The organism is Luteimonas dalianensis (assembly GCF_049339425.1).
GTDB lineage: Bacteria > Pseudomonadota > Gammaproteobacteria > Xanthomonadales > Xanthomonadaceae > Luteimonas > Luteimonas dalianensis.
This window is the reverse complement of record NZ_JBMPPO010000002.1, coordinates 407641-433279: the sequence shown is the minus strand read 5'-3', so window position 1 is coordinate 433279 and position 25639 is coordinate 407641. Positions and strand designations below refer to the sequence as shown.

Below are 25639 nucleotides of genomic sequence, written 5' to 3'. Positions count from 1 at the left end.
TCCATGGGTCGTTGCGGGAGAAACTGACGCCGCCGGCCGGCATCGCCCGAGGAGATGATGTCGCGGATGCTGTGCACGCGGCGTTGCCGGGGGCGCAGTCAGGATGCGGGATATGCGGAGGACGGTGCCCATCGCGATTGCCGGACTGCTGGCGCTTGCGCCGGAGGCGCAGGCGCTGCCGCGGATCACGGCCGCGGCGTGTTTTGCCGGGGACGCGCCGCCCGCGCTGTGGCAGGCGTGGACGCTGTCGCCGCTGCTGCTGGGGCCGCTGGTGCTGTTGGTGCTGTACGTGGCCGGGGTGGCGCGGCTGTGGCGGCAGGCGGGGGTGGGACGCGGGATTCCCGTGGCCGCGGCGGGGGCGTTGCTGGCGGGAGCGCTGGTGTTTTTCCTGGCCACGGCGTGGCCGATCGATGCCTATGCGGGATGGTCGCTGGCGGCGCACGTGGGCCAGCACATGCTGCTGCTGGCGGTGGCGCCGCCGCTGCTGCTGGCCGGAAGGCCCCTGGCGGGGATTGCGCATGCGCTGCCGCGGGGCTGGTCGCAGCGGCTGCATGCGTGGGCGGCGCCGGTGCACGGATGGCTGGCCGACCGGCTGGGTCTGGCGACGGTGGCGCACGCGGGGGTGCTGGTGGTGTGGCACGTGCCGGCGGCAATCGCGGTGGCGCTGGCCGATCCGCTGCTGCACCTGGCGATGCACGCGGCGTTCGCGCTGGCGGGGATGTGGTTCTGGATCGCGGTGTGGCGAAGGATCCGGGAGCCGGAGGCGGGCGTCGCGCCTGCGCTGGTGGCGCTGGTGACGGTGACGGTGGTGATGGGCTTCACCGGGGCGCTGCTGACGTTCGCGCCGCGGATCCTGTACCCGGCCTATGCGCTGCGCGCGCCGCTGCTGGGGCTGGATCCGCTGGCCGACCAGCAGCTGGCGGGGCTGCTGATGTGGGTGCCCAGCTGCCTGCCCTACTTGGCCGGCGGGCTGTGGCTGCTGGTGCACGGGTTCGAGCGGCTGCGGCGGCAGCACGGCGGCGCGGCGGCGGGCGGGGCGCCATGAACCTGGGCTGGCTGCGGTTTTCGCTGTGGATGCTGGCCTACATGGTGCTGGCGCTGGTGCCGATGGCGATCGCGCTGGCGGGGCCGACGCCGGAGCTGCGGGCGCGCGGGGTGGAAACCGGGGTGATGTTCGGGCTGCTGGCGCTGGGCGTGCTTTCGGCGCAGGCGGTGACGTCGGGGCGGCAGCGCTGGTTTGCGCGCGGGCTGGGGCAGGACGACCTGCTGCGGTTCCACCGGCAGACGGGGCTGTTCGCGCTGGTGCTGGTGCTGGCCCATCCGCTGACGCTGCTGCTGGCGGACTCGTCTTTCCTCACCTACCTGGATCCGCGCGACGAGCTGCTGCGGGCGCTGTCGCTCTGGTTTGTGCTGCTGGCGGCGACGGCGCTGGTCGTGTCTTCGCTTTGGCGGCTGGCGTTCGGGCTGTCGTACGAGCGCTGGCGGCTGCTGCACGGGGCGCTGGCGCTGGCGATCGTGACGCTGGGGCTGGGCCATGCGCTGATGGTCGATCACTACACCGGGCCGCTGTGGAAGAAGGCGCTGCTCGTGGCGGCGGTGGGCGGCGCGCTGTACCTGATGGTGGAGACGCGGCTGCGCCGGCCGTGGCGGATGCGGCGGCGGCCGTGGCGGGTGGCGGAAGTGCGCGGCGGACGCGACGACAGCTGGACGCTGCGGCTGCTGCCACGCGGGCACGCCGGCATGGCGTTCCGGCCCGGCCAGTTCGCCTGGCTGAGCCTGGGCGATTCGCCGTGGACGATGCAGCAGCATCCGTTCTCGATGACCTCCAGCGCCGATGAGGACGGCGCGGTGGAGTTCACGGTCAAGGCGCTGGGTGATTTCACTTCCACCCTGGAGGACACCGGGGCGGGCGGGTGCGCGTGGCTGGAAGGCCCGTACGGGGTGTTCACCTGGCAGCCAGGCCAATGCCCGGATGGCGCGGTGTTCATCACCGGCGGGGTCGGGATCACGCCGGTGATGAGCATGCTGCGCACGGCCCGCGATCGGGGCGCGCGCGAACCGCTGTGGCTGGTGCACGCAAGCGGGGACTTCGACAGCATCCTGTTCCGCGAGGAACTGGAGGAGCTGGAGCACGCGTTGCCCTTGACGGTGATGCACGTGCTGGACGAACCCCCGGACGACTGGGACGGCGAGTCGGGCAAGGTGGACGAGGCGATGCTGCGCCGCTGCCTGCCCAGGGGCATTGCCCACCTGCCCTGCTACCTGTGCGGCCCCGAGCCGATGGCCGACGCGCTGGAGCCTGCGCTGTCACGCATGGGCGTGCCGGCGAAGAACCTGTACTGCGAACGCTTCGACATGGTCTGAAGGAGGCCGCGCGATGATGCACCGCTACGCCCGCAACGCCGGCAACCTGGTGGCCGTGCTGCTGGTCCTGCTCGCCCTGGCGGCGGCGTGGCTGCGCTGAGGCGTATTCACATCCGCTCGCCAGCCGCGCTGCCACGCTTGGCTGCCCGCGCCTGGCGGGCCAATCCATGGAGCACCGCATGAGAATCCTCGTCCTGCTGCTGGCGCTGGCCACGCCGGTGGTGGCCTGGCTGTCGCAGACCGGCGCGTTCGGGCCCGACCAGGGCACGATCTCCGACCGCTACCCCACCCTGCTGGTCGCGGCCGGCTATGCCTTCTCGATCTGGAGCCTGATCTTCGTCCTGGACATCGTCCATGGGGTGCTGCAGCTGACCGGCCGGCGCAGGCAGGACCGCGTGTTGGGCCGGATCGCGCCGGCGACCGCCGCCGGCTTCTTCCTCACCGCGATCTGGATGCCGCTGTTCTCGCAGGAGCTGTTCTGGCTGTGCCTGCTGGTGATCTTCGGCGCCCTGGGCTGCCTGGCGTGGAGCGCGCTGGTGCTCTCGCGCAGCCGCGGCAACGCCTGGTCGTGGCTGGCGCTGTCGCTGCACGCCGGCTGGCTGTCGCTGGCGGCCTTCCTCAACCTGGCGCAGACGATCGTGGCCTACGAATGGCTGCCCACGGACGCCATGCTCGGCTGGAGCGCGGTGCTGTTCGTGCTGGCCGGAGCCCTGCTGCTGGGCCTGAACCACGCCATGCGCGGCAACTGGGCGTACGCGGCGGCGGCGCTGTGGGGGCTGGTGGCGGTGTACCTGCGCCAGTCAGGATCCGAGCTGCCCGGTTCGTCCACTGCGGCGTGGATCGCGGCGGCGATCGGGGTGGTGCTTGTGGTGCAGACGGTGTGGCTGCGCATGCGCCGGTCCTGAGGGAGCAGGTGCCGGATGGGTTCACGAGGGGCGCGGGCGTGCTTCAGGACGGACGCGTGCGTGTCTTCAGCCGGGCGAATGCATCCAGCGCCGCGCGGCGGCTGTCCGCAAGATCCACCATGGGCCGCTCCGGGTAGTCCGCGAGGCCGGCGCGTTCGATGGGCCGGGCTTCCCATGGGGCATGGCGCAGCGCCGCCGGCAGCGCGCGCAGCTCCGGCACCCAGCGCGCGATGTAGGCGCCTTCGGGATCAAAGCGGCGCGCCTGCAGGACCGGATTGAAGATGCGGAAGTAGGGCGCGGCGTCCACCCCGGTCCCGGCGCTCCACTGCCATCCCAGCGTGTTGTTGGCCAGGTCGGCATCGACCAGCGTGTCCCAGAACCAGCGCGCGCCGTGCAGCCAGTGCAGGCGCAGGTTCTTCGTGAGGAAGCTGGCCACGATCATGCGCACCCGGTTGTGCATCCAGCCGGTGGTCCACAGCTCGCGCATGCCGGCATCCACGATCGGCACGCCGGTGCGGCCACGTTGCCAGGCCTCCAGCTCGCCCTGTTCGGGTTCGCGCCACTGGAAGTTCTCGAAGCGGGCGTTGAAGTTCGCCTGCGGGGTCTGGGGGAAGTGGTGCAGGACGTGGTGGGCGAACTCCCGCCAGCCCAGCTCGCGCACGAACGCCTCCCGCTGCGCGGGCGCGTGGTCACCAAGCGCGTGGATCACCCGCCAGGGGGTGATGTGCCCGAAATGCAGGTAGGGGGACAGCCGGGAGGTCAGCTGTTCGCCGGGAAGGTCGCGGCCTTGCGCATAGCCGGGCAAGCCGCCTGCCATGAACGCTTGGAGCTGCGCCTGTGCGCCCGCTTCGCCCGGGGCCCAACCGTCCCAGAACGCGGAATCCCAGCGCGGCGCGGGCTGCAGGCCCAGCGCATCCAGGGCCACCTCGCCGGCAATGGCATCGAAGCCCGGCAGCCGCTCCGGGGCGGGTAGCAGGGGTTGGAGTTTCCACGCGGCCTGCGCCGCTTTCCAGAACGGGGTGAACACCCGGAACGGGTCGCCCTGGCGCGTGGCCAGCTGCCAGGGCTCGAACAGCAGCGAGCCGTTCCATGCCTCGGCGCGCACGCCGGAGGCCAGCAGCTCGCGGCGCAGGCGGTCGTCCCGCGCCTCGATGTCCGGCTCGTGGCGCCGGTTCCAGTACACCGCCTGCGCGCCAACGTGTCGCGCCACCGTGTGCAGGATGGCCGTCGTGTCGCCGCTGAACACATGCAGGCGCGAGCCGCGCGCCCTCAGGTCCGCGTCCAGCATCGCAAGGGCCCGGTGCCGCCAGGCATTGGAAGCGGCACCGGGCGCCCAGGCACCCTCCTCGCCGGGGGAGTGGATGTAGACCGGCAGCGGCGCCAGCCCGGCCCGCAGCGCGGCCTGCAGCGCGGGCTGGTCCCGCAGCCGCAGATCGTTGCGGAACCAGACCAGCGCGGTGCCCATGCTCAACGGGCGGACTGCGCCCGCACTTCACCGGCGCTGCCGGCGCGCACCAGCGGCATGATCTGCCACAGGGCCGACAGGCCGACCAGCACGTACACCAGCCTTGCCAGCATGGCGTCCTGGCCGCCGAAGATGGCTGCGACCAAGTCGAACTGGGCCGCGCCCACCAGGCCCCAGTTGATGCCGCCGATGATCACCAGCGCGAGGGTCACGATGTTGACGATCTTCATGGTTGTCTCCATTGTACGTTGGGGGCGGCATCAGCCGCCCGGGATCAAAACCTTGTCGATGACGTGGATGACGCCGTTGCTGGCCTCCACGTCCGCCGTCACCACCCGCGCACCGCTGACGGTCACGCCGTCGCCGCTGGCGCCGATCTCGAGCTGCCCGCCATTGACGGTCGTGGCGCTGTCCATGCCCACCACGCTGGCCGCGGGGTATTCGCCGGGGACGACGTGGTAGGTGAGCACGGCGACCAGCTGGTCCCGGTTCTCCGGTCGCAGCAGATCCTCGACGGTGCCGGCGGGCAGCGCCGCGAAGGCGGCGTCGGTGGGGGCGAACACCGTGAACGGGCCGTCGCCCTTCAAGGTGTCGACCAGGCCGGCGGCCTCGAGCGCGGCAGCCAGGGTGTTGAACTGGCCAGCCGCTACCGCGGTGTCGACGATGTCGGCGCCCGCGGCGACTGTGGCACCGGCGGGCCCATGGTCATGGGCGAAGGCGAGCGGCGCGGACAGGCCGAGCACCAGGGCCAGGGCCAGCGGACGGAGGGGGGAGTGACGGATCATGGCGGAGCTCCTGGATGTTGCATCTGGAATGAGCCTGCAGTCTGCGCCCGCGATCGTTACGCATTCGTACAAGTGTCAGTTGTACGACTGTTGTACATTGGCCCCCATGTTCCCCGTCAAGGCCACTGCCGGACTCACCGGGCTGACCCCCGAGACCCTGCGCGCATGGGAGCGGCGCCACGCGGCCGTGGTGCCGCATCGCGACGACGCCGGGCGGCGCCTGTACGACGCGGCGATGGTCGAGCGCCTGGTGCGCCTGCACCGGCTGACCGGGCGCGGCCATCCCATCCGCGACCTGGCCGCCCTGGACGACGACGCGCTCGAGCGCCTGTCCGAGGAGACCCGCCAGACCGGCTACGGCGGCCTGGACCTGCTGCCGGGACAGCTGCTGGACGCGGTGGCTGAATACCGCGTGGACGTGTTCGACCAGCAGCTGGCGGTGGCGGTGGCCACCTTGCCGGTACCGGTGCTGGTGGCGCAGGTGGTGACGCCGCTGCTGCGGGAGGTGGGCGTGCGCTGGGCCGATGGCCGGCTGGAGATCGCCCAGGAGCGGCTGGTCAGCAGCCTGCTCCGGGCCCGGCTGATGTCGGTGCTGAACCAGCATCCGCGCAGCGGCCAGGCGCCGGTGCTGTTCGCCACCCTGCCGGGCGAGCCGCACGAACTGGGACTGCTGGGCGCCGCCCTGCACGGCGCGGGCGCCGGGATGGCGGTGCTGTACCTGGGCACCGGGCTGCCGGCCGAAGAACTCGCGCGCGCCGCCAACCAGCTGCGCGCCGCGGCGGTGGCGATCAGCTCGATCGATCCGGGCCAGGCGCGCGGCGCGCTGGCCGCGCTGGAGACACTCGACGCTGCGCTGGCACCGGACGTGCCGGTCTGGGTGGGCGGGGCCAATGCGGCCTACCTGGCCGAGGCGCTGGGCCGGGAGCGCATCCAGGCGGTGACCGATCCGGCCGCGCTGGCGCGGCGCGCCGGGCGCGTAACGGGCCGCGCGCGCCGCCGGACCTGACCGCTCAGGCCTTGCGTGCGCCGGCCGCTGGGCGTGCCTGCGGCGAGTCACCGTTTGAAGGCACCGGCGCGGTCGCCATGATCGCCGCCTCCAGCCTGCGCAGCGCCACCACGTAGGCGGCCTGGCGCAGGGGCACATGCAACTCCAGTGCGGTATCACCGACGCGGCGCGCGGCGTCACGCATGATCCGCTTCAGCGTCTCGTCCACCCGCTGCCAGGTCCAGGCCTGACGCTCGCGGTTCTGCAGCCATTCGAAGTAGGACACGGTGACCCCGCCGGCATTGGCGAGGATGTCCGGCACCACGTGCACGCCGCGGCGGTGCAGGATCGCATCGCCCTCCGGGGTGATCGGGCCGTTGGCCAGTTCGATGATGGCCTTGGCTTTCACCTTGTCGGCGTTGCCTTCGTGGATTTCGTTCTGCAGCGCGGCCAGCACCAGCAGGTCGCAGTCGCCATTGAGCAGCGAGGACGCGCTGCGCAGCTGGCGCGCGCCTTGGCGCTTGAGCGCGGACACGCTGCCGTGGGCGCGCTTGGCCTTGTCCAGCTCGTCCACGGTCAGGCCCTTCTGCGAGGTGACCGCGCCGCCGGAATCCCCGGCGCCGACGATGCGGTAGCCGGCTTCTTCCAGGAACCGTGCCATCGAGCGGCCGACGTTGCCGAAGCCGTACACCATCACCCGGGTGTCGGCCGGCTTCAGATCCAGGCGCTGGGCCAGCGCGTCGAGCACGATGAAGCCGCCCCTGCCGGTGGCCTCCTCGCGGCCGGGAATGCCGCCCAGCGCGAGCGGCTTGCCGGTGATCACCGCCGGCTCCGGACGGCCGGTCATGCGCGCGTACTCGTCGGCCATCCAGGCCATGGTGCGGGCGTTGGTGGCCACGTCCGGCGCGGGGATGTCGCGCTCGGGGCCAATCATGCTGGAGAACGCGTGCACCCAGGCGTGCGAGAGGCGCTGCAGCTCGGTTTCCGAGAGCTCGCGCGGATCCACGCACACCGCGCCCTTCGCGCCGCCATAGGGGATGTCCACCAGCGCGCACTTGAAGGTCATCCACAGCGCCAGCGCGATCACCTCGCGCTCGTTGCTGCGCGGATGGAAGCGCAGCCCGCCCTTGGTCGGGCCGAGCACGTCGGAATAGCGGCAGCGCCAGGCCTGGCAGGAAGCCAGGCTGCCGTCGTCACGGCGCAGCAGCAGGTGGGTGGCGAGGGTTTCCTTGGGGTGCCGCAGCACGGTCAGCACGTCGGGATGGGTTCCGAGCCGCTCGGCGGCCTCGCGCGCACGCGAGAACGCCGCCTCGAACAGGTCGTCCGATGCTTTCCCCGTGGCGGCCCCCGTCTTGCTCAATCGCGCGTCCGGGCCACGACTTCGGCGCTCTGCGGATCCATGTACACATCGTAATCCACTCCGCCCTGCTCGGCATCCGCCTCCCACATGCCGTCATCGATGTCGGTGTAGCCGGCGGAAGTGAGCGCGTCGATCACGCCCTGGACGTTCATTCCGCCCTGGCCCGGGTTGCCGGCACAGGCCGTGCCTGCGGCGAATGCCAGCGCGGCGGCCAGGGCCAGCGGCTTGAGGCTTGCGATGTTCATGGCTGTCACCAGTGAATTGATATTCCAGCAACTATCCCGGCTGCGCCGCCAATTCCCGGTGAACCCCCGGTGACATGTCGTGGACACGGTGGCGCACACTGGCAAAACCCGCCAACGTCCCCATGTCATCCCCGATCCCCGACCCGCAAAGACGCCTGCCATGACCAACCCGCTGCTCGACTTCTCCGGCCTGCCCCGCTTCGACGCCATCCGGCCCGAACACGTCGCCCCCGCCATCGACGCCCTCCTGGCCGACGCCGAAGCCGCCGTGAAGCACGCCGAAACCGTCACACCGGTCACCTGGGACAGCTTCGTCATCCCGCTGGAAGACGCCACCGAGCGGCTCGGCCGCGCCTTCGGCCAGGTCAGGCACCTGCAGTCCGTGGTGGACACCCCCGAGCTGCGCGAGGCCTACAACGCCGCCCTGCCCCGCGTCACCCGCTTCTTCAGCGCCCTGGGCCAGAACCAGGCGCTGTACGGCCAGTACCGCGCGCTGTCGAAGTCGCCGGAAGCCGCGGGCTACGACGCCGCCCGCACCAGGGCCATGGACAACGCCCTGCGCGACTTCCGCCTCGGCGGCGCCGAGCTGGCGGAAGACAGCAAGGCCCGCTTCGCCCAGGTGCAGGAAGAGCTGGCCGCACTCGGCGCCAGGTTCGCCGAGAACGTGCTGGATGCCACCGACGAGTTCGCCCTCTACGTGGAGGACAAGTCCGAACTGGCCGGCCTGCCCGACGACGTGCTTGCCAGCTGCCGCGACGCCGCGCGCCGCGACGACCGCAACGGCTGGAAGCTGACCCTGCACATGCCCTGCTACCTGCCCGTGCAGACCCACGGCGACAACCGCGGCCTGCGCGAAACCCTCTACCGCGCCTACGGCCTGCGCGCCTCCGGGGCCGGCCCCGACGACCTGGACAACAGCGAACTGATCGACCACATCCTGGCCCTGCGCGCCGAGCACGCCGCGCTGCTGGGCTTCGACAGCTACGCCGAGGTCTCGCTGGCCACCAAGATGGCGAAGACGCCGGACGAGGTGCTCGGCTTCCTGCGCGAGCTGGCCGCCCGCGCCCTGCCGCACGCGCGCACCGATCGCGCCGAACTGGAGGCCTTCGCCCGCGACGAGCTCGGGCTGGACGCGCTGCAGCCCTGGGACCTGGCCTGGGCCGGCGAGAAGCTGCGCCAGGCGCGCTACAGCTATTCGGCACTGGAGGTGAAGCAGTACTTCACCGAGCCGGAGGTGATGGGCGGGCTGTTCGGGCTGATCAACGACCTGTACGGCATCACCGTGGAGCCCGACAAAGCGCCGGTCTGGCACGAGGACGTGCGCTTCTACGCCCTCAAGGACGCCTCCGGGCGGCTGGTGGGCCAGTTCTACCTCGACCCCTACGCACGGCCCGGCAAGCGCGGCGGCGCGTGGATGGACGACTGCCGCAACCGCCGCACGCTGGCCACCGGCGAGCAGACCCCGGTGGTGTACCTGGTGTGCAACTTCGGCCGCGGCGCCAACGGCAAGCCGGCCACGCTCGGCCACGACGAGGTGCTCACCCTGTTCCACGAAATGGGCCACGGCCTGCACCAGATGCTCACCGAGGTGGGCGAGTTGCCGGTGGCCGGCATCAACGGCGTGGAGTGGGATGCGGTGGAGCTGCCCAGCCAGTTCATGGAGAACTTCTGTTGGGAGCGCGCGCGGGTGCGGGCGATGAGCGCGCACGTGGACACCGGCGAGCCGCTGCCCGACGCGTTGTTCGAGCGGATGCTGGCGGCGAAGAACTTCCACAGCGGCATGCAGACGGTGCGCCAGCTGGAGTTCGCGCTGTTCGACATGCTGCTGCACAGCGGCTTCGATCCGCAGGCCGACGACGTCATGGCGCTGCTGGAAAAGGTGCGCGACGAGGTGGCGGTGAACCGGCCGCCGGCCTGGCACCGGTTCCCGCACCAGTTCAGCCACATTTTCGCCGGCGGCTACGCGGCCGGCTACTACAGCTACAAGTGGGCCGAGGTGCTCAGCGCCGACGCGTACGCGGCGTTCGAGGAGGCGCCGGACGCGGCGGCGGATACCGGCGAGCGCTTCCGCCGCGAGATCCTCGCCCGCGGCGGCAGCCGTCCGGCGCTGGAGAACTTCACCGCCTTCCGCGGCCGCGAGCCGGACATCGAGGCCCTGCTGCGCCACAGCGGCATGGCGGCGTAGGCAAACGCGCGTTGCGGAAGCACGCCCCGCGCGGGGAGGGTAGGCTTTGGGCTTTCCCCTTGCCGGTGCCTGCCATGTCGTTTCCGCTGCGTCGTTCGTTCCCCGCCCTGCTCGCCTCGATGCTGCTGTGCGCCTGCGCGGCGCCGGGAGCAACGACCACCGACGCGGCGAAGGCCGGCGACGCACATCCCGGCCCGGTCGCCGCGGTGCGGGTCGCGTTCGACCGCGATGGAGTCACCGCGGCCCGCGCCACCGGCATGGCCGACCTGGCCACCGGCCGCGAAGTCACCGCGGACGACCCCACGCGGGTGGCGTCGATCTCCAAGCTGGTGGTGTCGATCGGGGCAATGCGGCTGGTGGAGGCGGGCACGCTGGATCTGGATGCGGACGTATCCGAACTGCTCGGCTGGCGGCTGCGGCACCCGGAGTTCCCCGATACGCCGATCAGCCTGCGCCTGCTGCTCTCGCACACCAGCGGCCTGACCGACGATGCCGGCTACTGGCAGACGCCGCTGGACGGCAGGCTGCAGGATCTGCTGGACGATCCGAAGGCCTGGAACGCCGGCAAGACGCCCGGCAGCTGGTTCCAGTACGCCAACCTGAACTTCCCGCTGGTGGCGTCGGTGATGGAGAACGCCACCGGCGAACGCTTCGATCTTTTGATGAAGCGGCTGGTGTTCGATCCGCTGCAGGTGGACGCCTGCTACGGCTGGACGGCCTGCGACGACGGGGTGGTGGCGCGCGCGGTGGTGCAGTACCGCGCCGACCGCACGCCGGCGGCCGACAACAACGGCGGCGGGCGGCCGGCATGCCCGGTGCAGCGCGCCAGCGACGGCAGCTGCGACCTGGACATGTGGAAGCCGGGGGTGAACGGCGGGCTGTTCGGGCCGCAGGGCGGGATGCGCATCTCGGCGCGCGACCTGGCGAAGATCGGCCGGCTGCTGCTGGGCGGCGGAACGGTGGACGGGGTGAGGCTGCTGTCAGCCGATTCGGTGCGCGAGCTGGTCACGCCGCAGTGGTCGCTTGCCCACGACGCGGGCGCCACCGTGGAAACCGACTCCAGCGGGCAGTCGCGCGAAGGTTTCTTCTGCCGCTACGGCCTGTCGGCGCAGACCCTGGCCACGCCGCACGCGGGCTGCAACGACGATCCGTTCGGCGACGGCGTGGCGCGCGTGGGCCACAGCGGCAGCGCCTACGGGCTGCTGTCGGGGCTGTGGGTGGATCTGGAGGGCGGCACCGGCGTGGTCTATTACGCCACCGGCATGTCCGACGCCCCGGCCGGCAGCCGATCCGCATTCACCGCCATCGAGGAAGCCCTCGCCAGCGACACCCGGCGCTAGGCGCGCATACGGCGCGTGCCTGCACGAAGGCATAATCTGTCCCCGGGCCACCACGGGATCCATGCCATGAAGCGATACGGGATTTTTGCCCTCACCGCGATGCTGACGCCCGCGCTCGCGTGGGCGCAGGTGCAGACCGCGCCGCTGCCCGCGCCCGACGAGCCGCTCACCCGGGTCGACCGCAGCGAGCGGCAGACAGGGATGGTCACGTTCGGCGAGGCCGGCGGGCAGCAGGTGATCATCCGCTCGTTCGAGCCCACCACCGTGCTGTCGAGCGATTACACGGTCGATTTCGAGGCGCTGGACGTGGACGGGGACGGCTTCATCAGCCGCGCGGAAGCCGCCGGCCACCCCACGCTGCGGCAGGAGTTCGGCGGCGTGGATGCGGACGGGGACGGCCTGCTCAGCCGCGACGAACTGCGCGGCTGGATCCGCTGAGCCGGGCCCGCGGGACTCCGGCGCCGAAGCAGCCGGAAAACAGCCGGGCCGCCGCACCGGATGCGGCGGCCCGGCCATGTCCAGCCTGGCGGATCAGAAGGTGTATTCGCCAGTCAGGCTGAGCAGCGCGGTCGAACGCTTGGGGCCTTCGAACTCGACGCCGGTCACCGGATCGCGCAGGTCGCCGGACTTGGCGCGGAAGTAGTCGTAGTGCACGCCGACGCTGAAGCGGTCGGTGACGTTCCAGCCCGTGCCCACGCCCGCGTACCAGCTGTTGCGGCCGTCGCGGCCGCCGCTCTCCAGGCCCAGATCCTCGCCGATGCCATTGTAGTACTCGGCGTTGTTGTCGGAGGCGCGGAAGTAGCCGCCGCGCAGGCCGACGTACCAGGCCGGGGTGATGTGGGCGCGGGCGTTGCCGCCCACGTGCCAGCCGCGCAGGGCGTTGGTGTCCTCGCGCTGGTCGACGCTGTCGTCGCGGAAGGCGTTCTTGACCACCAGGTTGCCCAGGTCGGTGTAGCCGCCCTCCACGCCCAGGCCCCAGGTCGGGGAGATCTTCCAGCGGTAGCCGCCAGCCAGGCCATAGCCGGTCTTGCGGCCTTCGCGGCTCTCGAACACGTTGAAGTCGCCGGTGCCGAAGCGGTCGGCGGTGCCGCCGTCGGTGCGGCCGACGTTGCCGGAGATGAACCAGTGGCCTTCACCGGTCTGCAGGTCGGGACGGTAATTGTCGCCGCCGCGGGTCTGGGCATTGGCGATGGGGGAGAGTGCAAGGGCCGCAACTGCGGCCGGAATCAGCAGCTTGTACATCGGTTTGGTGCTCCTTTTCTGGTGTTGTGTTTCAGGGGCGCGGCAAGTACATCGCGGCCGTGCTGAAGCGCGGGAAAACGTTCACCCGGCCTGCACACCGGGCGCACAGTCCGGCTTCAATCGGCATTTATCCGGGCGATGCGCCCGTGACGGGATGCACAACGCGGGCTGACGCAGCGGCGGCGGATCGCGCCCGGGTCACGGCCCCTTGATCGCCCGGCGTCCAGTCTGGTGGCCAGGCAACAACACGCGGTGGACAACCATGAGCACCTTCTCCCACGTGACCGGCGAGGTCTCCGACAGCAAGGTCGCGGCGATCTTCGACAGCGAACGCAATGCGCGGAGGATCGCCCACGCGCTGCGCCGCAGCCTGCGGCTCAAGCAGTCCCAGGTGCAGGTGATCAGCCGGCATGACCGCCATCCCGGGCGCAAGATGGAGCCCGAGGGCCGCGGCATCTTCCGCACCATGCTCGTCGCCCACGCCAGGCTCGGGCTGGCGGGGCTGGGCGTGGGCGCGCTGCTGTTCGGCGTGCTGTACATGGCCGGGTTGGAGCTGGTCACCGCCTCGCCCGGGTTCGCGGCGGCGGTGATCATGAGCTATGGCGGCGTGTTTGGGCTGATGGCCGGCGGGCTGGTGACGCTGCGGCCCGACCACGATCCGTATATCCACAAGGTGCGCGAGGCGCTCGCGGAAGGGCGCTCGGCGGTGGTGGTGCATGCGTTCGACGCGGAGCAGCGCAAGGCCGCCAGGGAGGCGCTCGACGAACGGGGCGGGGAGACCATCCGCACCCTGTGACCACGTCCGCCGGCAGGTGAAGGCCGCTTCATGGGCCGGAGCGCGCCCGCCGCCTATACTCGCGCCAACTCCACCATGCTGCAGGCCTGATGCCGCTTCCACAGATTCCGGCGCTCGCGATACGCGCCTACACCGCCACCACCGCGCTTGGACGTGGACGCACCGCCCAGGCGCAAGCGCTTGAAGAACGGCGCAGCGGGCTGCGCCGGAACGATTTCGGCCCCGAACCGCTGGACACCTGGATCGGCCGCGTCGACGGCCTGGAAGACGCGCCGCTGCCCGCGCATCTGTCGCCGTGGGAGTGCCGCAACAACCGCCTGGCGTGGCTGGCCCTGCAGCAGGATTCGATGCTGGACACGGTGGACACCGCGATCCAGCGCCACGGCGCGGATCGGGTGGCGCTGGTGCTCGGCACGTCCACTTCCAGCATCGGCGCGACCGAAGAGGCCTACGCGCGGCTTGAAGACGGGGCGTTTCCCGCCGACCTGGCGCGCCCGCGGGTGCATACGCCGCATTCGCTGGGCGGTTTCGTGCAGGAGGCCACCGGCGTGCGCGGCCCGTGCATGACCGTGGCCACGGCGTGCTCGTCCAGCGCCAAGGTGTTCGCGCAGGCGGCCCGCCTGATCCAGACCGGGCTGGCCGACGCGGCGCTGGTGGGCGGCATCGACACGCTGTGCGGCAGCGTGCTGTTCGGGTTCAATTCACTGGGGCTGGTGTCGGCGCAGCCGGCGCGGCCGTTCGACCCGGCGCGTGACGGGCTGTCGCTGGGCGAGGCCGGCGGCTACGCGCTGCTCGAGCGCTGCGAGGACGGCGAAGCCGGGCTGCAGCTGCGCGGCTACGGCGAGTCCAGCGATGCCCACCACATGTCAGCGCCGCACCCGCAGGGCCTGGGCGCACGCATGGCGATGGGTGATGCGCTGCAGCGCGCGGGCATCCAGGCCGGCGAGGTGGGCTATCTCAACCTGCACGGCACGGCCACGCCGGCCAACGACGCGGTGGAAGCGGCGGCGATCGCGGCGATGTTCGGCGAAAACCTGCACGCCAGCTCCACCAAGGGCTGGACCGGGCACACGCTGGGGGCGGCCGGCATCGTGGAGTCCGTGTTCGCGCTGATCGCGCTGGAGGACGGGCTGCTGCCGGGCACGCTCAACAGCCAGACGCTGGATCCGGCCTGCGGGCCGCAGCTGCGCCTGGAAAATGCGCGCGCGCAAATCCATTACGCGATGAACAACTCCTTCGGCTTCGGCGGCAACAACTGTTCGCTGGTGTTCGGCAAGGCGGTGGCGCGATGACCGGGCTGGAGGCGAGGATCGAAGGCATCGGCTTCTGGGCCGGCGGGCTGCCGTCGTGGCAGGCGGCGCGCGATTTCGCCGCCGGCGGCGTGGCGGTCGCGGATACGCCGCGCAAACCGTCGCCGCAGCTGCTGGCCGCCAACGAGCGCCGGCGCGCGCCGGAGACGGTGGCGGTGGCGCTGGAAGTGGCGCTGGCCGCGTGCAGCGCCGCAGGACGCGATCCGAAGCAGCTGCCGTCGGTGTTTGCGTCCACCCACGGCGACCTGGCGATCACCGACTACATGGCCGAAACCCTGGCCGACGACCCGCGTTCGATCTCGCCCACCCGCTTCCACAATTCCGTGCACAACGCCGCCGCGGGCTACTGGACCATTGGCGCCGGCTGCATGGCCGCCGCAACCGCGGTCAGCGCCGGCACGGCCAGCTTCGCCCAGGGATTGCTGGAAGCGCTGGTGCAGCTGGCCACCGGCGACGAGGCGGTGCTGCTGGCGGCCTACGACATCGGCGCGAAGGGACCGCTGGGGGCGATGACCCCCAGCGACGGGCTGCTGGGCGGGGCACTGGTGCTCTCGCGCGGCGCCGGCGGCATCCGCCTGCGCGCGCGCCTGGTGGATGGCAGCCACGGCCCCGCCGATGGTCCCCTGGCCGGCCGCTGCCGCGGCAATGCAATGGCGCCGATGCTGCCGATGTTCGACGCGCTGGCCACCGGCGGCGACCTCGCGCTGCTGCATGCCGGGCCGGGCCGCGTGCTGCGGGTGGAGCTGGCCCATGGCTGAGGCGCCCGCCAGGCTGCGCGTGGAAGACGTGGCGGTGGTGATCCCGGCGCTCAACGAGGCGCTGCGGATCCGCGAGGTGGTCGAGGACGCGCTGGCGCACTGCCCGCGCGTGATCGTCGTGGACGATGGCTCCGACGACGGCACCGCGGAGCTGATCGCCGACCTGCCGGTGACGGTGGTGCGGCACGCGCAGCGGATGGGCAAGGGCGCGAGCCTGCGCGACGGCTTCGCCGAGGCGCTGCGCCAGGGCGCGAAGGCGGTGGCGACCATGGACGGCGACGGCCAGCACTCGGCCGCCGACATCCCGCGCATGATCGACAGCGCCAACCGCCACCCGGGCTGCGTGGTCGTCGGCGCGCGGCTGCGCAAGCGCGGCTGCCAGCCCTGGTACCGGCGGCTGGGCAACGACTTCGGCGACTGGGGCATCAGCTGGGCCTGCGGCTTCCGCATGGTCGACACCCAGAGCGGCCAGCGGCTGTACCCCGCCAGCGCCTGCGCCCTGGACGACGTGCCCGGCGAGGGCTTCGTGTTCGAGGCGCAGATGCTGATCTCGTCCGCGCGCCGGCTTGGGCTGGGCGTGGTGGCGCTGCCGGTGGACACCCGCTATGCGGACCCGGATCACGAATTCCGCAAGAGCCACTTCAGGCTCTGGCACGACCTGCGGCTGATCACTTCGCACGTTGTGCTACAAGTTTTCCGGCATGGCAACGTGATCGGTGAATACCGGCGCACGCGCGGCACCCGGCCGGTGATCGACGATCCGGCGGGAGAATTCGCCGGCGACCGCGCGCCAAACCCTTCCACGCATACAGGCTGAAAGACCATGGACCAGGCAGCTCCCGAGACCGACGTACTGATCCTGGGCGGGGGGCTTGCGGGGCTGACCCTGGCGCTGCAGCTGCGCCAGCGCGAGCCGGACCTGCGGATCACGGTGCTGGAGCGGCGCGAACACCCGGTGCGCGAGGCCGCGCACAAGGTCGGCGAGTCCACGGTGGAGATCGGCGCGCACTATTTCTCCCACGTGCTGGATCTGCGCGAGCACCTGGATGACGAACAGATCCGCAAGTTCGGGTTCCGGTTCTTCTTTTCCGACGGCCGCCGGGACATCGACGGCTGCACCGAGCTGGGCGTGAGCCGGCTGATGCCCACGCCTTCGTGGCAGATCGACCGTGGCCGGTTCGAGAACTTCCTGGGCGAACGGGCGCGCACGCTGGGCATCGACTTCCGCCACGCGGCGGCGGTGCGCTCGATCGACATGGGCCAGGGGCAGGCGCCGCACGCGGTGGGCTTCGAACAGGATGGCGGCAGCCACTCGATGACCGCGCGCTGGCTGGTGGATGCATCCGGCCGCGCCGGGCTGCTCAAGCGCAAGCTCGGCCTGGCCGAAGCCAACGACCACGACGTCAACGCGGTCTGGTGGCGGGTGGAGGGAATCGTGGATCCCAACGGCTGGTCGCAGGACTCCGGCTGGCTGCAGCGCTGCGACCCGCCCGACCGCTGGCGCTCGACCAACCACATGTGCGGCCGCGGCTACTGGTTCTGGATGATCCCGCTGTCGTCCGGCGCGCATTCGCTGGGCATCGTGTGCGACGCGAAGATGCACCCGCTGGACACCATGAACACCCACGACAAGGCGATGGACTGGCTGCGCCGGCACCAGCCACGGGTGGCGGCCACGCTTGATTCGGGGGAGCACGCGGTCAAGGACTTCCTGTTCCTGCGCCACTTCTCGCACGGCTGCAAGCGGGTGTTCTCCGGCGACCGCTGGGCGCTGACCGGCGAGGCCGGGCTGTTCCTGGATCCGTTCTATTCGCCCGGCAGCGATTTCATCGCGATCTCCAACACCTACATCTGCGAGCTGGTGGCCAGGGACCGCGCCGGCGGCCCGGTGGCGCCGTGGGCGGAGATCTACCAGCAGCTGTACCGCTCGTTCTACGACAGCATGATGCCGATCTACCAGGACCAGTACGCGCTGTTTGGCGACGCGCGGGTGATGCCGGTGAAGGTCATCTGGGACTACACCTATTACTGGGCGCTGCTGGCACCGCTGTTCTTCTCCGGGCGGATCGCGGACGTGGCCACGTTCGAGCGCCTGGCCGCGCAGCTGCACGCCGCGCGCGGGTTGAACGAGGCGATACAGCCGCTGCTGCGCGAATGGGGCGAGCGCAACGCCGGCGCGGGCATGGACGAGGAAGGCGCGCGGCTGCTGGACCAGTTCCGGATCGACTGGTTCCGCGAACTCAACCGCGGTCTGTCCGACGAGCTGGACGACGATGCCTTTGATGCCCGCATCCGCGACAGCGTGGAACGGATGCGCTGGCTTGCGGGCGAGATCCTGCAGCGGGCGCGCCGCGACCACCCCGGCATCGATGCGCACGGGCTGGACTCCCTTGCCGGCGATGGGGATCCCCCCGTTTCGCTGGAACCGCACTGGTACCCTGCGGCGGCCTGAGCGGTCCCGCTTCGACCACCAGGCGCCTGACCCATGGAAAACCCGCTGCTGCTGCAACTGGTCGTGATCATCGCCACCGCGCGCGTGTGCGGGCTGCTGCTGCGCTACGTGGGCCAGCCGCCGGTGATCGGGGAGATGGCGGCGGGGATCATCCTGGGGCCGATCGTGTTCGGGGCGCTGTTCCCACAGTTCCACGCCGAGCTGTTCGCGCCGGATTCGCTGCCCGCGCTGTCGTCGCTGGCGACGCTGGGGCTGGTGCTGTTCATGTTCATCGTGGGGGTGGAGCTGCGCGCGCCGGCGGAGGGCATGCGCGCGCAGTTCAAGGCCGCCGGCTGGGTGGGAGTTTTGAGCGTGCTGGTGCCGATGGCGCTGGGGATCGCGATCTCGCCGGCGCTGCACGGGTCGCTGGCGCCCGAGGGCGTGGGGTTCTGGCCGTTCGCGCTGTTCATGGCCGCGGCGATGTCGATCACCGCGTTCCCGATCATGGCCCGCATCCTCAAGGAGCGCAGCATCACCCACACCCGGCTGGGGCAGCTGTCGCTCAGTTCGGCGGCGATCGCCGACGTGCTGGCGTGGATCCTGCTGGCGCTGGTGGTGGCGATGATCGGCGCGGGCACGGGCTACGGCGGGTTCTTCAGGATCATCATCGGGCTGGCGGTGCTGTGCGCGCTGGTGTTCGGCCTGCTGCGGCCACTGTACGCGCAGCTGCTGGCCCGGCATGCGAAGGACGGGGTGCCCGGCGGGATGGTGCTGGCGGCGCTGTTCGTGGGCCTGTTCGCCTGCGCCGCGGTCACCGACTGGCTGCACCTGCACGCGGTGTTCGGCGCGTTCCTGTTCGGCGCCTGCCTGCCCCGCGACGACCGCCTGCTGCGCAGCCTGATCGAGCGCATCGAGCACGTGGCGATCATCGTGCTGATGCCGATCTTCTTCGCCCTGGCCGGGCTCAACACCACCGGCGACGCGTTCGTGGGCGCGGGGCTGGGCGCGCTGGGGCTGATCATGGGCGCTGCGGTGGTCGGCAAGATCGCCGGCGGCGCCGCGGGTGCGCGCCTGGCCGGGCTGGGCTGGCGCGAAAGCCTGTCGGTGGGTTCGCTGATGAACGCGCGCGCGCTGATGGAGCTGATCGTCATCAAGGTCGGCCTGGACGCCGGCGTGATCGGCCAGCAGGCCTTCACCCTGCTGCTGGTGATGGCCATCGCCACCACCGTCATGACCGGCCCCCTGCTGACCCTGTTCATGGGCCGCCGCCCCGCCGGACACCTCCCCGCCCGCACCTCCACCCCGCCGCCCTGACCGCGTCCTCCCGTCCTGATCGCACCCTCCCGTAGGAGGGGGCGTGTATCGGCGCGGGGGGCTAGTTGCCGGGCGGCGGGTTGGGGACGTGGATGGCGATGCCGCTGGCGTGAACCTGGGTGGGGGTGATGTTGACGCCCACGCCGATGCCGCCGTAGCCGCGGCCGCCGATGCGGCCGCCGCCGGCGCCCACGCTCACGCCGCCACCGCCGTAGCCGTCGGCGGTGCCCTGCAGCAGGACGCCGTTGGCGCCCAGGCTGGCCGCCTCCTCGCGCAGCTTGCGCATGACCGAGTCGATCTTGTTCTGCTCGCCGTAGGTCAGCGCGCCGCTGCGGGTCTGCAGGAGCGCGATCTCTTCGTAAGCGCCCGGCGGCGGGCCGTGGTAGATGCGCACCTGGGCCGGATCGATCGGCGCGCGCGGGGTGCCGGTGAGCATGTGCGAGGTCGCGCAGCCGGCCAGCAGCAGCGCCAACAGCAGCAGGATCAGGGAGCGGGAAATGCGCATGGCGGAACCCTCGACTGGAACCACCGCCCGGCCACCGCGGCGGGGCGGTTCGACGGCCCGATTATCCACCTGTACGCCTGAAGCAGGCGTGCATGGCGCGTTCAGCCAGCCTGGCCGATGCGGGCACCGTCGACCGGATTGAGTAGCCGGCGGCGCCCTTCAGCCCATGCCGCCGTTGACGCCGATGACCTGGCCGTTGACGTAGGCAGCGGCGTCGGTGCACAGGAAGGCGACCAGCGCGGCGACTTCCTCCGGGCGCCCGGCGCGGCCGGCGGGGACGATCTGCTTCACCATCTCGGGCGGGAATGCGTCCCGGGCCATGCTGCCCTCGATCACCCCGGGGGCGACCACGTTGGCGGTGATCCCGCGCGAGGCCATCTCCCGGGCCAAGGATTTCGTGGCTCCGTGCAGCGCGGCCTTGGCCGCGGCGTAGTTGACCTGGCCGCGGTTGCCGGTGACGGCGGCAACGCTGGAGACGCTGACGATGCGCCCCCAGCGGGTGCGCGCCATCGGCAGCAGCAGCGGGCGGGTGGCGTGGAAGAAGCCGTGCACCGACACGTCGATCACCCGGTGCCACTGGTCGTCGGACATGCCGGCCAGCGGCGCGTCGTCGTGGATGCCGGCGTTGTTGACCAGGATCTGGATGGGGCCGGCTTCCAGCAGGCGCTCAATGGCCGGGGTGGCGGCGCCGGCGTCGGTCAGGTCGAAGGCGACGGCCTCGGCGCTTCCGCCGGCTTCGGCGATGGCGGCCACGACGGCTTCGGCGCGGGCAAGGTTGGCGTTGGCGTGCACGATAACGTGCATGCCGTCCGCGGCCAGGACGCGGCAGATCGCGCCGCCGATGTCGCCGCTGCCGCCGGTGACCAGGGCGCGACGTCTGGATTCATGTGCAGTCATGGGCCGATTATCCCGTAGGAGCGCGCCATGGGGGCGTGGCGTGGTTATCGGCCGAGGATGACCGCGGCGCGGCCTTCGGCGAGCAGGGTGCCGGCGTGGGTGATGTGGAAGGCGTACTGCTGGCTGGCGGGAGACCGGGCCAGGACTTCGGCGTGGCACTCCAGCTCGCCGGGCAGGTCGTCGATGCGGGCGGCGTGCAGTTCGACGCCACGCAACGCGACCAGCATGCCGGGAGCGGCGGCACCACCCGAATCGCGCGCGAGCAGGCCCCCGTGCACGGCCATCGCCTGGGCACCGTATTCGCACAGGTGCACGGCGTGCAGGCGGCCGTCGGCGCGCAGCGGATGCGCGGGGTCGCGGTGGTTGTCGGCGCGCAGGCGGATGGAGCCGTCATCCCACGCCAGCACCCCGTCCCACAGGCACATGCCACCCTGGTGCGGGATCAGGGACAGGATCTGTTCGCGTCCAATCATCGTTGCGTCCATGTCAAACCTGCCTCCACGGAGCCGTTGCGGTAGAAGGCGGCCCTGCGTCGTTGTCCGGCTGCGCCGGGCGCCGCGCCACCAGCAGCGCCAGCGCGAAGTTGCCGGCCACGCCGATCGTCACCGTCAGCCCGATCGCCCGCAGCACCGGGATCGACGACAGCGCCAGCAGGCCGAACACCAGCGTGGTCATCGCCCCGCACACCACGATGGCATGCAGGGTGCGCAGCTGCTCGCGGCGGTCGTGGCCGGTGCGCTCGAAGAACAGCGCGTAGTCCAGGCCCAGCCCGGCGCCGAGCACCAGCGACACCAGGTGGAACAGGGTCAGCTCCACCCCGAAGCCGCGCAGCAGGGCCAGCGTGAGCGCCAGGGTGAAGGCCATCGGCACCAGCACCCGGACGACCCGGTGCGGGGCGCGCAGGGCGATCCACACCGTGGCCGCCAGCAGCAGCGCGGCCAGCGCCAGCGCCGCCAGCACCTGGCCGCGCCAGGCCTGGACCAGCGATTCGGACGTTTCCTTGAGGTCGAGCAGGCGCGCGCCGGCCGGCCCAATCGCCGCCGCTACCGCGTCGGCATCCTCCAGCCCGCCCAGGGTCGCCAGCGCGGTCACGCGCCCGCCCTCGCCCTGCACCATCATGCCCGACACCACCGCCTCCAGCGGGGTGCCGACCAGGTCGGCCGGCCGCAGCGGCGGCGCGGTGCGCGCGGCCTCCACGTCGGCCAGGAACGGGGCGAACACGCCCGCGCGGAACGGACTGTCGGCCACGGCGGCATCCAGCGCCGCGCGCAGCGCGCCGGGCTCCGGCAGGCGCGCCTGGCGGGCGCGCTGGGTGGCCGCGCTGGGCACGTAGCGGGCGGCGGTTTCGTAGCCGCTGATCGCGCCCTGCTCCACCAGCCGCTCCAGCGCCGGCAGCAGGCGCTCGGCGGCCTGCAGCGCCTGCTCCTGATCCGCGCCTTCCACCGCCAGCAGGTAACGCACGTCGGGCGCGCCCAGCTCGCCGCGCAGGCGGCCGTCCTCGGCCAGGCCCTGCTCGGGCACCGGGGTCAGCCGCGACAGGTCGTTTTCCCAGAACGGCCCGGGCATCAACACCGCCACGGCCACGGCAGCCACCGCCAGCACCGCCATCAGCGCCGCCCCGGCGGCCGGGCGCGGGCGCGGGACGGCATCGATCCAGCGCGACAGCGCGCGCACCCAGCCGGCGTCGGCCGGGTCGCGCGCGGGCGCCTCCAGCAGCGGCGGCAGCAGGAAGCGGGTGGCCAGCGCCGCGGTGAACAGGCCGGTGATGGTGAACACCGCCAGCTGGCGCAGCCCGTCCACGCCGGAGAAGAAGAAGGTCAGGTAGGCGATGCAGGTGGACACCACGCCGGTCAGCAAGGTGCGCCACAGCGCCCGCACGGTGGCCCGCGGCGGCTCGCCCGGGCGCAGGTGGCTGAACAGGTGCACCGGATAGTCCTGGGCCACGCCGATCAGGGTGAACCCGAACGCCAGGGTGATGCCGTGCATGCCGCCGTACAGCGCGGTCACCGCGGCCACGCCCGCCAGCCCGGCGCTGGCCAGCGGCAGCACGCCGGCCAGCAGCAGGCGCCCGCTGCGGTAGGCCAGCCAGTACAGCAGCACCAGGCCGATGCTGCCGATCACGCCGATCCGCGCCGCCTCGCCCGCGGTGCGTCCGCCGATCTCGACCGAGAACGCGCCCGGCCCGGTCATCACCAGCGCGCTGCCCGAATCGGCGGACACCGCGTCGAACGCCGCCTGGATCGCGCCCACCACGCCCGCCTGGGCGGTCGGGTCGAAGCCGGCGTCGCGGGTGCGCACCAGCAGCAGGGCGTCGCTGCCCGCGCGGTCGAACCAGACCCCGTCGATGCGCTGTGGCGCGCCGGCCGGCTCCCAGGCCTCGGCCAGGGTCACGATCTCAAGGGTCGGGTCGGCCGGCAGCAGCGGCTCGACCAGGTCGCCGGCGGGCGACCCCAGATCCTGCAGGCGATCCTGGAGGGCATCGCGCAGGGTGGCCTCGTCCAGCGTGCGCGCGTCCATCGCCGGGCTGAGCAGGTAGCGGTAGGGGCGCAGCCGTTCGGGAATCGCCTCCAGCCCGGCTTCGGCCTCGCCGCCGTTGGCGACCAGCTCGATGCGGGGATCTTCAGCCAGCGCCGCCTGCAGCGCGCGCGACTGTCCGGCCAACGTCTCCTGGTCGGCCCCGGAGATCGCCAGCAGCAGCAGGCGCGAGCCGGGGCCATCGCCCAGCTCGTCGATCAGCAGCCGTTGCTCGGCGGTGTCCGGCTCGGGCATGAACGCCCGCAGGTCGCCGCTCAGCTGCAGGTGGCGGGCCACGAACAGCCCGGCCACCACCAGCAGCGCCAGCCACAGCAGGGCCAGCCCGAGCCGGACGCCCGAAGACATCAGCCGCCGGCGCCCCCGCGGCACAGGGCCAGGAAGCCGTCGCCTGCATCGGCCTCGGCCGCGGCCAGCGCAGCATCGCCCAGCAGGGTGCGCTGCACCTCGCCTTCGGCGGTGAGGGTCTCGATGCAGCGCAGCTCGTCGCCGGCCCCGAACAGGCTGATCGACTCCACCCGCCGGGCCAGGCCGCGGCTGCGCGGGGCCATGGTCATCGTCCAGCCGTCGGCCGAGCCGTAGGCGCCGATCGCGTAATGCTGCTCCAGCGCGGCGTGGTCACCGGCCAGCAGGGCGCCGAAGCTGGCCTGCAGCCCCGCCAGCTCGGGCGCGCGGGAGAGGGAGAAGCTGCGCGGCGAGCGCCCTTCGCGCTCGATGGTGGCGCGGCCGTCCCTGAGCGTGGTGGTCTCCACGTACGGCGCGGCGACCTGGCGCACCAGGGTGTCGGCGTCGGGCCGCCGGTACTCGCCGCTGATCCGCATCGGCGCTTCCAGCAGCTCGGACTCGCGCAGCTCCATGAACGGCGTGGTCGCCGGCACCGGCTGCTCCAGCTGGCCGAGGATCCAGCCGCTGTCGAACGGCTCAGCGCCGGCCGCCTGCGCCTGCGCCATCGCCCAGGCCGGGGCCAGCGCGCACAGCAGCATCGCCGCGGCCGCGATCGCCCTGGGGCGGATGTTGCGGATCGTTGCCTGCATCGTCGCTCTTCCAGAAATCGTAGAAATTGAACCAGTTGTACGGCGCATCACGGACATGATGTTCCAGCCGCGCCGCGTAACGGCGGATGAGCGCCGGGATCGCGGCGGCGCGCTCGCGACGCGGCAGGTCGATGCCTTCGCTGAACGGTTCGAACAGCAGATCGTAGCGGTTGCCGCCGCGGTACAGGCCGAAGGCCAGCATCACCGGGATCTTGAGCACTGCGGCGATCTGCCACGGCGCCACCGGAAACGCCGCCGGATCGCCCAGGAACGGCACCCGCTCCACCGCCTCGCCCGGCTGCGCGCGATCCACCAGCAGCGCGATCATCGCGCCCTCCTGCGCCGCCTGCTGGATCTGCAGCATGATCGCCGGGCCGGGCTGGCCGGCGTCGATCACGGTGGCGGCGATCTCCGGGTTGATCGCCTCCAGCACCTGGGTCACCGCGGCGCTGTGGCCCTTGTCCAGCACCACCCGGATTTTGTAATCCGGCCGCCGCCGCGCCAGCACCCGCAGCACCTCGAAGCTGCCCAGGTGCGAGCCGAACAGCAGCACGCCCTGGCCGCGATCCACCCGCTCGTGCAGCGCCTCCACCCCGGACACGCGCACGTCGAAGCGCCGCAACTCCTCGTGGAGCAGGAAGAAGCGGTCGAGGATGGTGGCGGCGAAGGTGTGGATGTGCCGGGCGACATCACGCAGCGTCGCCGGCCGGCCGAGCACCCGGCCCAGGTAGGCGCGCGAATCCCGGCGCTCGTCGCGGCGGCGCAGCAGGAAATACAGCGTGATCGGCACCAGCAGCACGCGGGTGGCGCTGCGCCCGACCAGGCCGGCCAGGCCGCGCAGCAGGCCGATCGCAAACCGCCCGCCGCCCTCACGGCGGCACTTCCACTCCGCGCTCATGCGGTTTGCGCAGCCACTTCGCCGCTGGCCACGAGCTCGCCCTCGTGGGTCACCCGGAAGCGCCAGCGCCCGGGCGCCTTTGTTTCAAGCCCGATCCGGGCCTGCTGGCCGGGCAGCAGCGGCCGGGCGAACTTCGCCTGCGGCAGGCGCAGCCCCGGCTGCGGGCCGTGCGCGGACTCGATCGCCGCCAGCACCCGCTCCAGCACCACCACGCCGGGCACCACCGGGCGGCCCGGGAAATGGCCGGGCAGGCTGGGATGGTCATGGGCAACGGTGAACTGCATCGCT

General features: G+C 71.9%; 26 protein-coding genes. 13 read left to right on the top strand and 13 right to left on the bottom strand.

Annotated elements, in window-relative coordinates:
• The first annotated feature begins 124 nt into the window (after positions 1–124).
• The 3 genes from ACOZ90_RS04215 (at position 125) to ACOZ90_RS04205 (ending at position 3269) form a co-directional block, all read left to right on the top strand.
• Positions 125–1045, top strand: a complete 921-nt coding sequence (locus ACOZ90_RS04215) for a cytochrome c oxidase assembly protein (protein ID WP_422892377.1) — start codon at positions 125–127, stop codon at positions 1043–1045.
• Positions 1042–2364 carry a ferredoxin reductase family protein gene (locus ACOZ90_RS04210; protein ID WP_422892376.1) on the top strand — a complete coding sequence of 441 codons (1323 nt, stop codon included), beginning with the start codon at positions 1042–1044 and terminating at the stop codon, positions 2362–2364. Before ACOZ90_RS04215 ends, ACOZ90_RS04210 begins: the two co-directional genes overlap by 4 nt.
• A gap of 179 nt (positions 2365–2543) precedes the next feature.
• Positions 2544–3269 (top strand): hypothetical protein, encoded by a 726-nt coding sequence (locus ACOZ90_RS04205; RefSeq protein ID WP_422892375.1) that lies wholly within the window; start codon positions 2544–2546, stop codon positions 3267–3269.
• A gap of 43 nt (positions 3270–3312) precedes the next feature.
• Here ACOZ90_RS04205 and ACOZ90_RS04200 read toward each other — a convergent pair whose 3' ends face one another.
• From ACOZ90_RS04200 to ACOZ90_RS04190, 3 genes are read right to left on the bottom strand one after another with little or no spacing between them, the layout of a single operon-like run.
• Entirely contained in the window at positions 3313–4734 is a 1422-nt protein-coding gene (locus ACOZ90_RS04200; RefSeq protein ID WP_422892426.1) for a cryptochrome/photolyase family protein, read from the bottom strand.
• A gap of 2 nt (positions 4735–4736) precedes the next feature.
• Entirely contained in the window at positions 4737–4964 is a 228-nt protein-coding gene (locus ACOZ90_RS04195; RefSeq protein WP_422892374.1) for a DUF378 domain-containing protein, read from the bottom strand.
• 30 nt (positions 4965–4994) lie between these two features.
• Entirely contained in the window at positions 4995–5519 is a 525-nt protein-coding gene (locus ACOZ90_RS04190; protein ID WP_422892373.1) for a fasciclin domain-containing protein, read from the bottom strand.
• 106 nt (positions 5520–5625) lie between these two features.
• Between ACOZ90_RS04190 and ACOZ90_RS04185 the strand changes: the two genes are divergently transcribed.
• Entirely contained in the window at positions 5626–6525 is a 900-nt protein-coding gene (locus ACOZ90_RS04185; RefSeq protein WP_422892372.1) for a MerR family transcriptional regulator, read from the top strand.
• Between the two features lie 4 nt (positions 6526–6529).
• On the opposite strand, the gene ACOZ90_RS04180 is transcribed toward ACOZ90_RS04185, so the two are convergent.
• Entirely contained in the window at positions 6530–7864 is a 1335-nt protein-coding gene (locus ACOZ90_RS04180; protein WP_422892371.1) for a Glu/Leu/Phe/Val family dehydrogenase, read from the bottom strand.
• Positions 7861–8109 (bottom strand): PepSY domain-containing protein, encoded by a 249-nt coding sequence (locus ACOZ90_RS04175; protein ID WP_422892370.1) that lies wholly within the window; start codon positions 8107–8109, stop codon positions 7861–7863. Before ACOZ90_RS04175 ends, ACOZ90_RS04180 begins: the two co-directional genes overlap by 4 nt.
• A 160-nt stretch (positions 8110–8269) precedes the next feature.
• Here ACOZ90_RS04175 and ACOZ90_RS04170 point away from each other — a divergent pair, with 160 nt between their 5' ends.
• From ACOZ90_RS04170 to ACOZ90_RS04160, 3 genes are all read left to right on the top strand, one after another.
• A complete protein-coding gene (locus ACOZ90_RS04170; protein WP_422892369.1) occupies positions 8270–10294 on the top strand; it encodes a M3 family metallopeptidase in 2025 nt (674 codons plus the stop codon).
• Between the two features lie 74 nt (positions 10295–10368).
• A complete protein-coding gene (locus tag ACOZ90_RS04165) occupies positions 10369–11634 on the top strand; it encodes a serine hydrolase domain-containing protein (RefSeq protein WP_422892368.1) in 1266 nt (421 codons plus the stop codon).
• Positions 11635–11700: 66 nt separating this feature from the next.
• Entirely contained in the window at positions 11701–12072 is a 372-nt protein-coding gene (locus tag ACOZ90_RS04160) for an EF-hand domain-containing protein (protein ID WP_422892367.1), read from the top strand.
• 93 nt (positions 12073–12165) lie between these two features.
• Here ACOZ90_RS04160 and ACOZ90_RS04155 read toward each other — a convergent pair whose 3' ends face one another.
• On the bottom strand, positions 12166–12876 hold the full coding sequence (locus ACOZ90_RS04155) for an outer membrane protein (RefSeq protein WP_422892366.1): 711 nt from the start codon (positions 12874–12876) through the stop codon (positions 12166–12168).
• A 262-nt stretch (positions 12877–13138) separates the two neighbouring features.
• On the opposite strand from ACOZ90_RS04155, the gene ACOZ90_RS04150 reads away from it, so the two are divergent.
• The 6 genes from ACOZ90_RS04150 to ACOZ90_RS04125 all read left to right on the top strand — a co-directional run bounded on the left by ACOZ90_RS04150 (position 13139) and on the right by ACOZ90_RS04125 (position 19485).
• Positions 13139–13672, top strand: a complete 534-nt coding sequence (locus tag ACOZ90_RS04150) for a hypothetical protein (RefSeq protein WP_422892365.1) — start codon at positions 13139–13141, stop codon at positions 13670–13672.
• Between the two features lie 104 nt (positions 13673–13776).
• Complete coding sequence (locus tag ACOZ90_RS04145) at positions 13777–14964, top strand: beta-ketoacyl-[acyl-carrier-protein] synthase family protein (RefSeq protein WP_422892425.1); 1188 nt, start codon at positions 13777–13779, stop codon at positions 14962–14964.
• A complete protein-coding gene (locus tag ACOZ90_RS04140) occupies positions 14961–15740 on the top strand; it encodes a beta-ketoacyl synthase chain length factor (protein WP_422892364.1) in 780 nt (259 codons plus the stop codon). Before ACOZ90_RS04145 ends, ACOZ90_RS04140 begins: the two co-directional genes overlap by 4 nt.
• Entirely contained in the window at positions 15733–16557 is an 825-nt protein-coding gene (locus ACOZ90_RS04135) for a glycosyltransferase family 2 protein (RefSeq protein WP_422892363.1), read from the top strand. The genes ACOZ90_RS04140 and ACOZ90_RS04135 overlap by 8 nt, the downstream gene beginning before the upstream one ends.
• A gap of 6 nt (positions 16558–16563) precedes the next feature.
• A complete protein-coding gene (locus tag ACOZ90_RS04130; RefSeq protein WP_422892362.1) occupies positions 16564–18192 on the top strand; it encodes an NAD(P)/FAD-dependent oxidoreductase in 1629 nt (542 codons plus the stop codon).
• Positions 18193–18225: 33 nt separating this feature from the next.
• Entirely contained in the window at positions 18226–19485 is a 1260-nt protein-coding gene (locus ACOZ90_RS04125; protein ID WP_422892361.1) for a cation:proton antiporter, read from the top strand.
• A gap of 61 nt (positions 19486–19546) precedes the next feature.
• On the opposite strand, the gene ACOZ90_RS04120 is transcribed toward ACOZ90_RS04125, so the two are convergent.
• From ACOZ90_RS04120 to ACOZ90_RS04090, 7 genes are all read right to left on the bottom strand, one after another.
• Positions 19547–19990 carry a hypothetical protein gene (locus tag ACOZ90_RS04120; RefSeq protein WP_422892360.1) on the bottom strand — a complete coding sequence of 148 codons (444 nt, stop codon included), beginning with the start codon at positions 19988–19990 and terminating at the stop codon, positions 19547–19549.
• Positions 19991–20149: 159 nt separating this feature from the next.
• Positions 20150–20887: a 3-oxoacyl-ACP reductase FabG gene (gene fabG, locus ACOZ90_RS04115; RefSeq protein ID WP_422892359.1), complete on the bottom strand. Its 738-nt coding sequence runs from the start codon at positions 20885–20887 to the stop codon at positions 20150–20152.
• A 44-nt stretch (positions 20888–20931) separates the two neighbouring features.
• Entirely contained in the window at positions 20932–21360 is a 429-nt protein-coding gene (locus ACOZ90_RS04110; RefSeq protein ID WP_422892358.1) for a hotdog family protein, read from the bottom strand.
• Positions 21361–21373: 13 nt separating this feature from the next.
• On the bottom strand, positions 21374–23767 hold the full coding sequence (locus ACOZ90_RS04105) for an MMPL family transporter (RefSeq protein WP_422892357.1): 2394 nt from the start codon (positions 23765–23767) through the stop codon (positions 21374–21376).
• Positions 23767–24453, bottom strand: coding sequence for a LolA-related protein (locus ACOZ90_RS04100; protein ID WP_422892356.1), 687 nt, complete (start codon positions 24451–24453; stop codon positions 23767–23769). Before ACOZ90_RS04100 ends, ACOZ90_RS04105 begins: the two co-directional genes overlap by 1 nt.
• The gene (locus ACOZ90_RS04095; protein ID WP_422892355.1) at positions 24341–25351 is read right to left on the bottom strand and encodes an LpxL/LpxP family acyltransferase; all 1011 of its coding nucleotides are present in this window, start codon (positions 25349–25351) and stop codon (positions 24341–24343) included. Before ACOZ90_RS04095 ends, ACOZ90_RS04100 begins: the two co-directional genes overlap by 113 nt.
• Positions 25348–25635: an ApeI family dehydratase gene (locus ACOZ90_RS04090; protein ID WP_422892424.1), complete on the bottom strand. Its 288-nt coding sequence runs from the start codon at positions 25633–25635 to the stop codon at positions 25348–25350. Before ACOZ90_RS04090 ends, ACOZ90_RS04095 begins: the two co-directional genes overlap by 4 nt.
• Between the last annotated feature and the right edge of the window lie 4 nt (positions 25636–25639).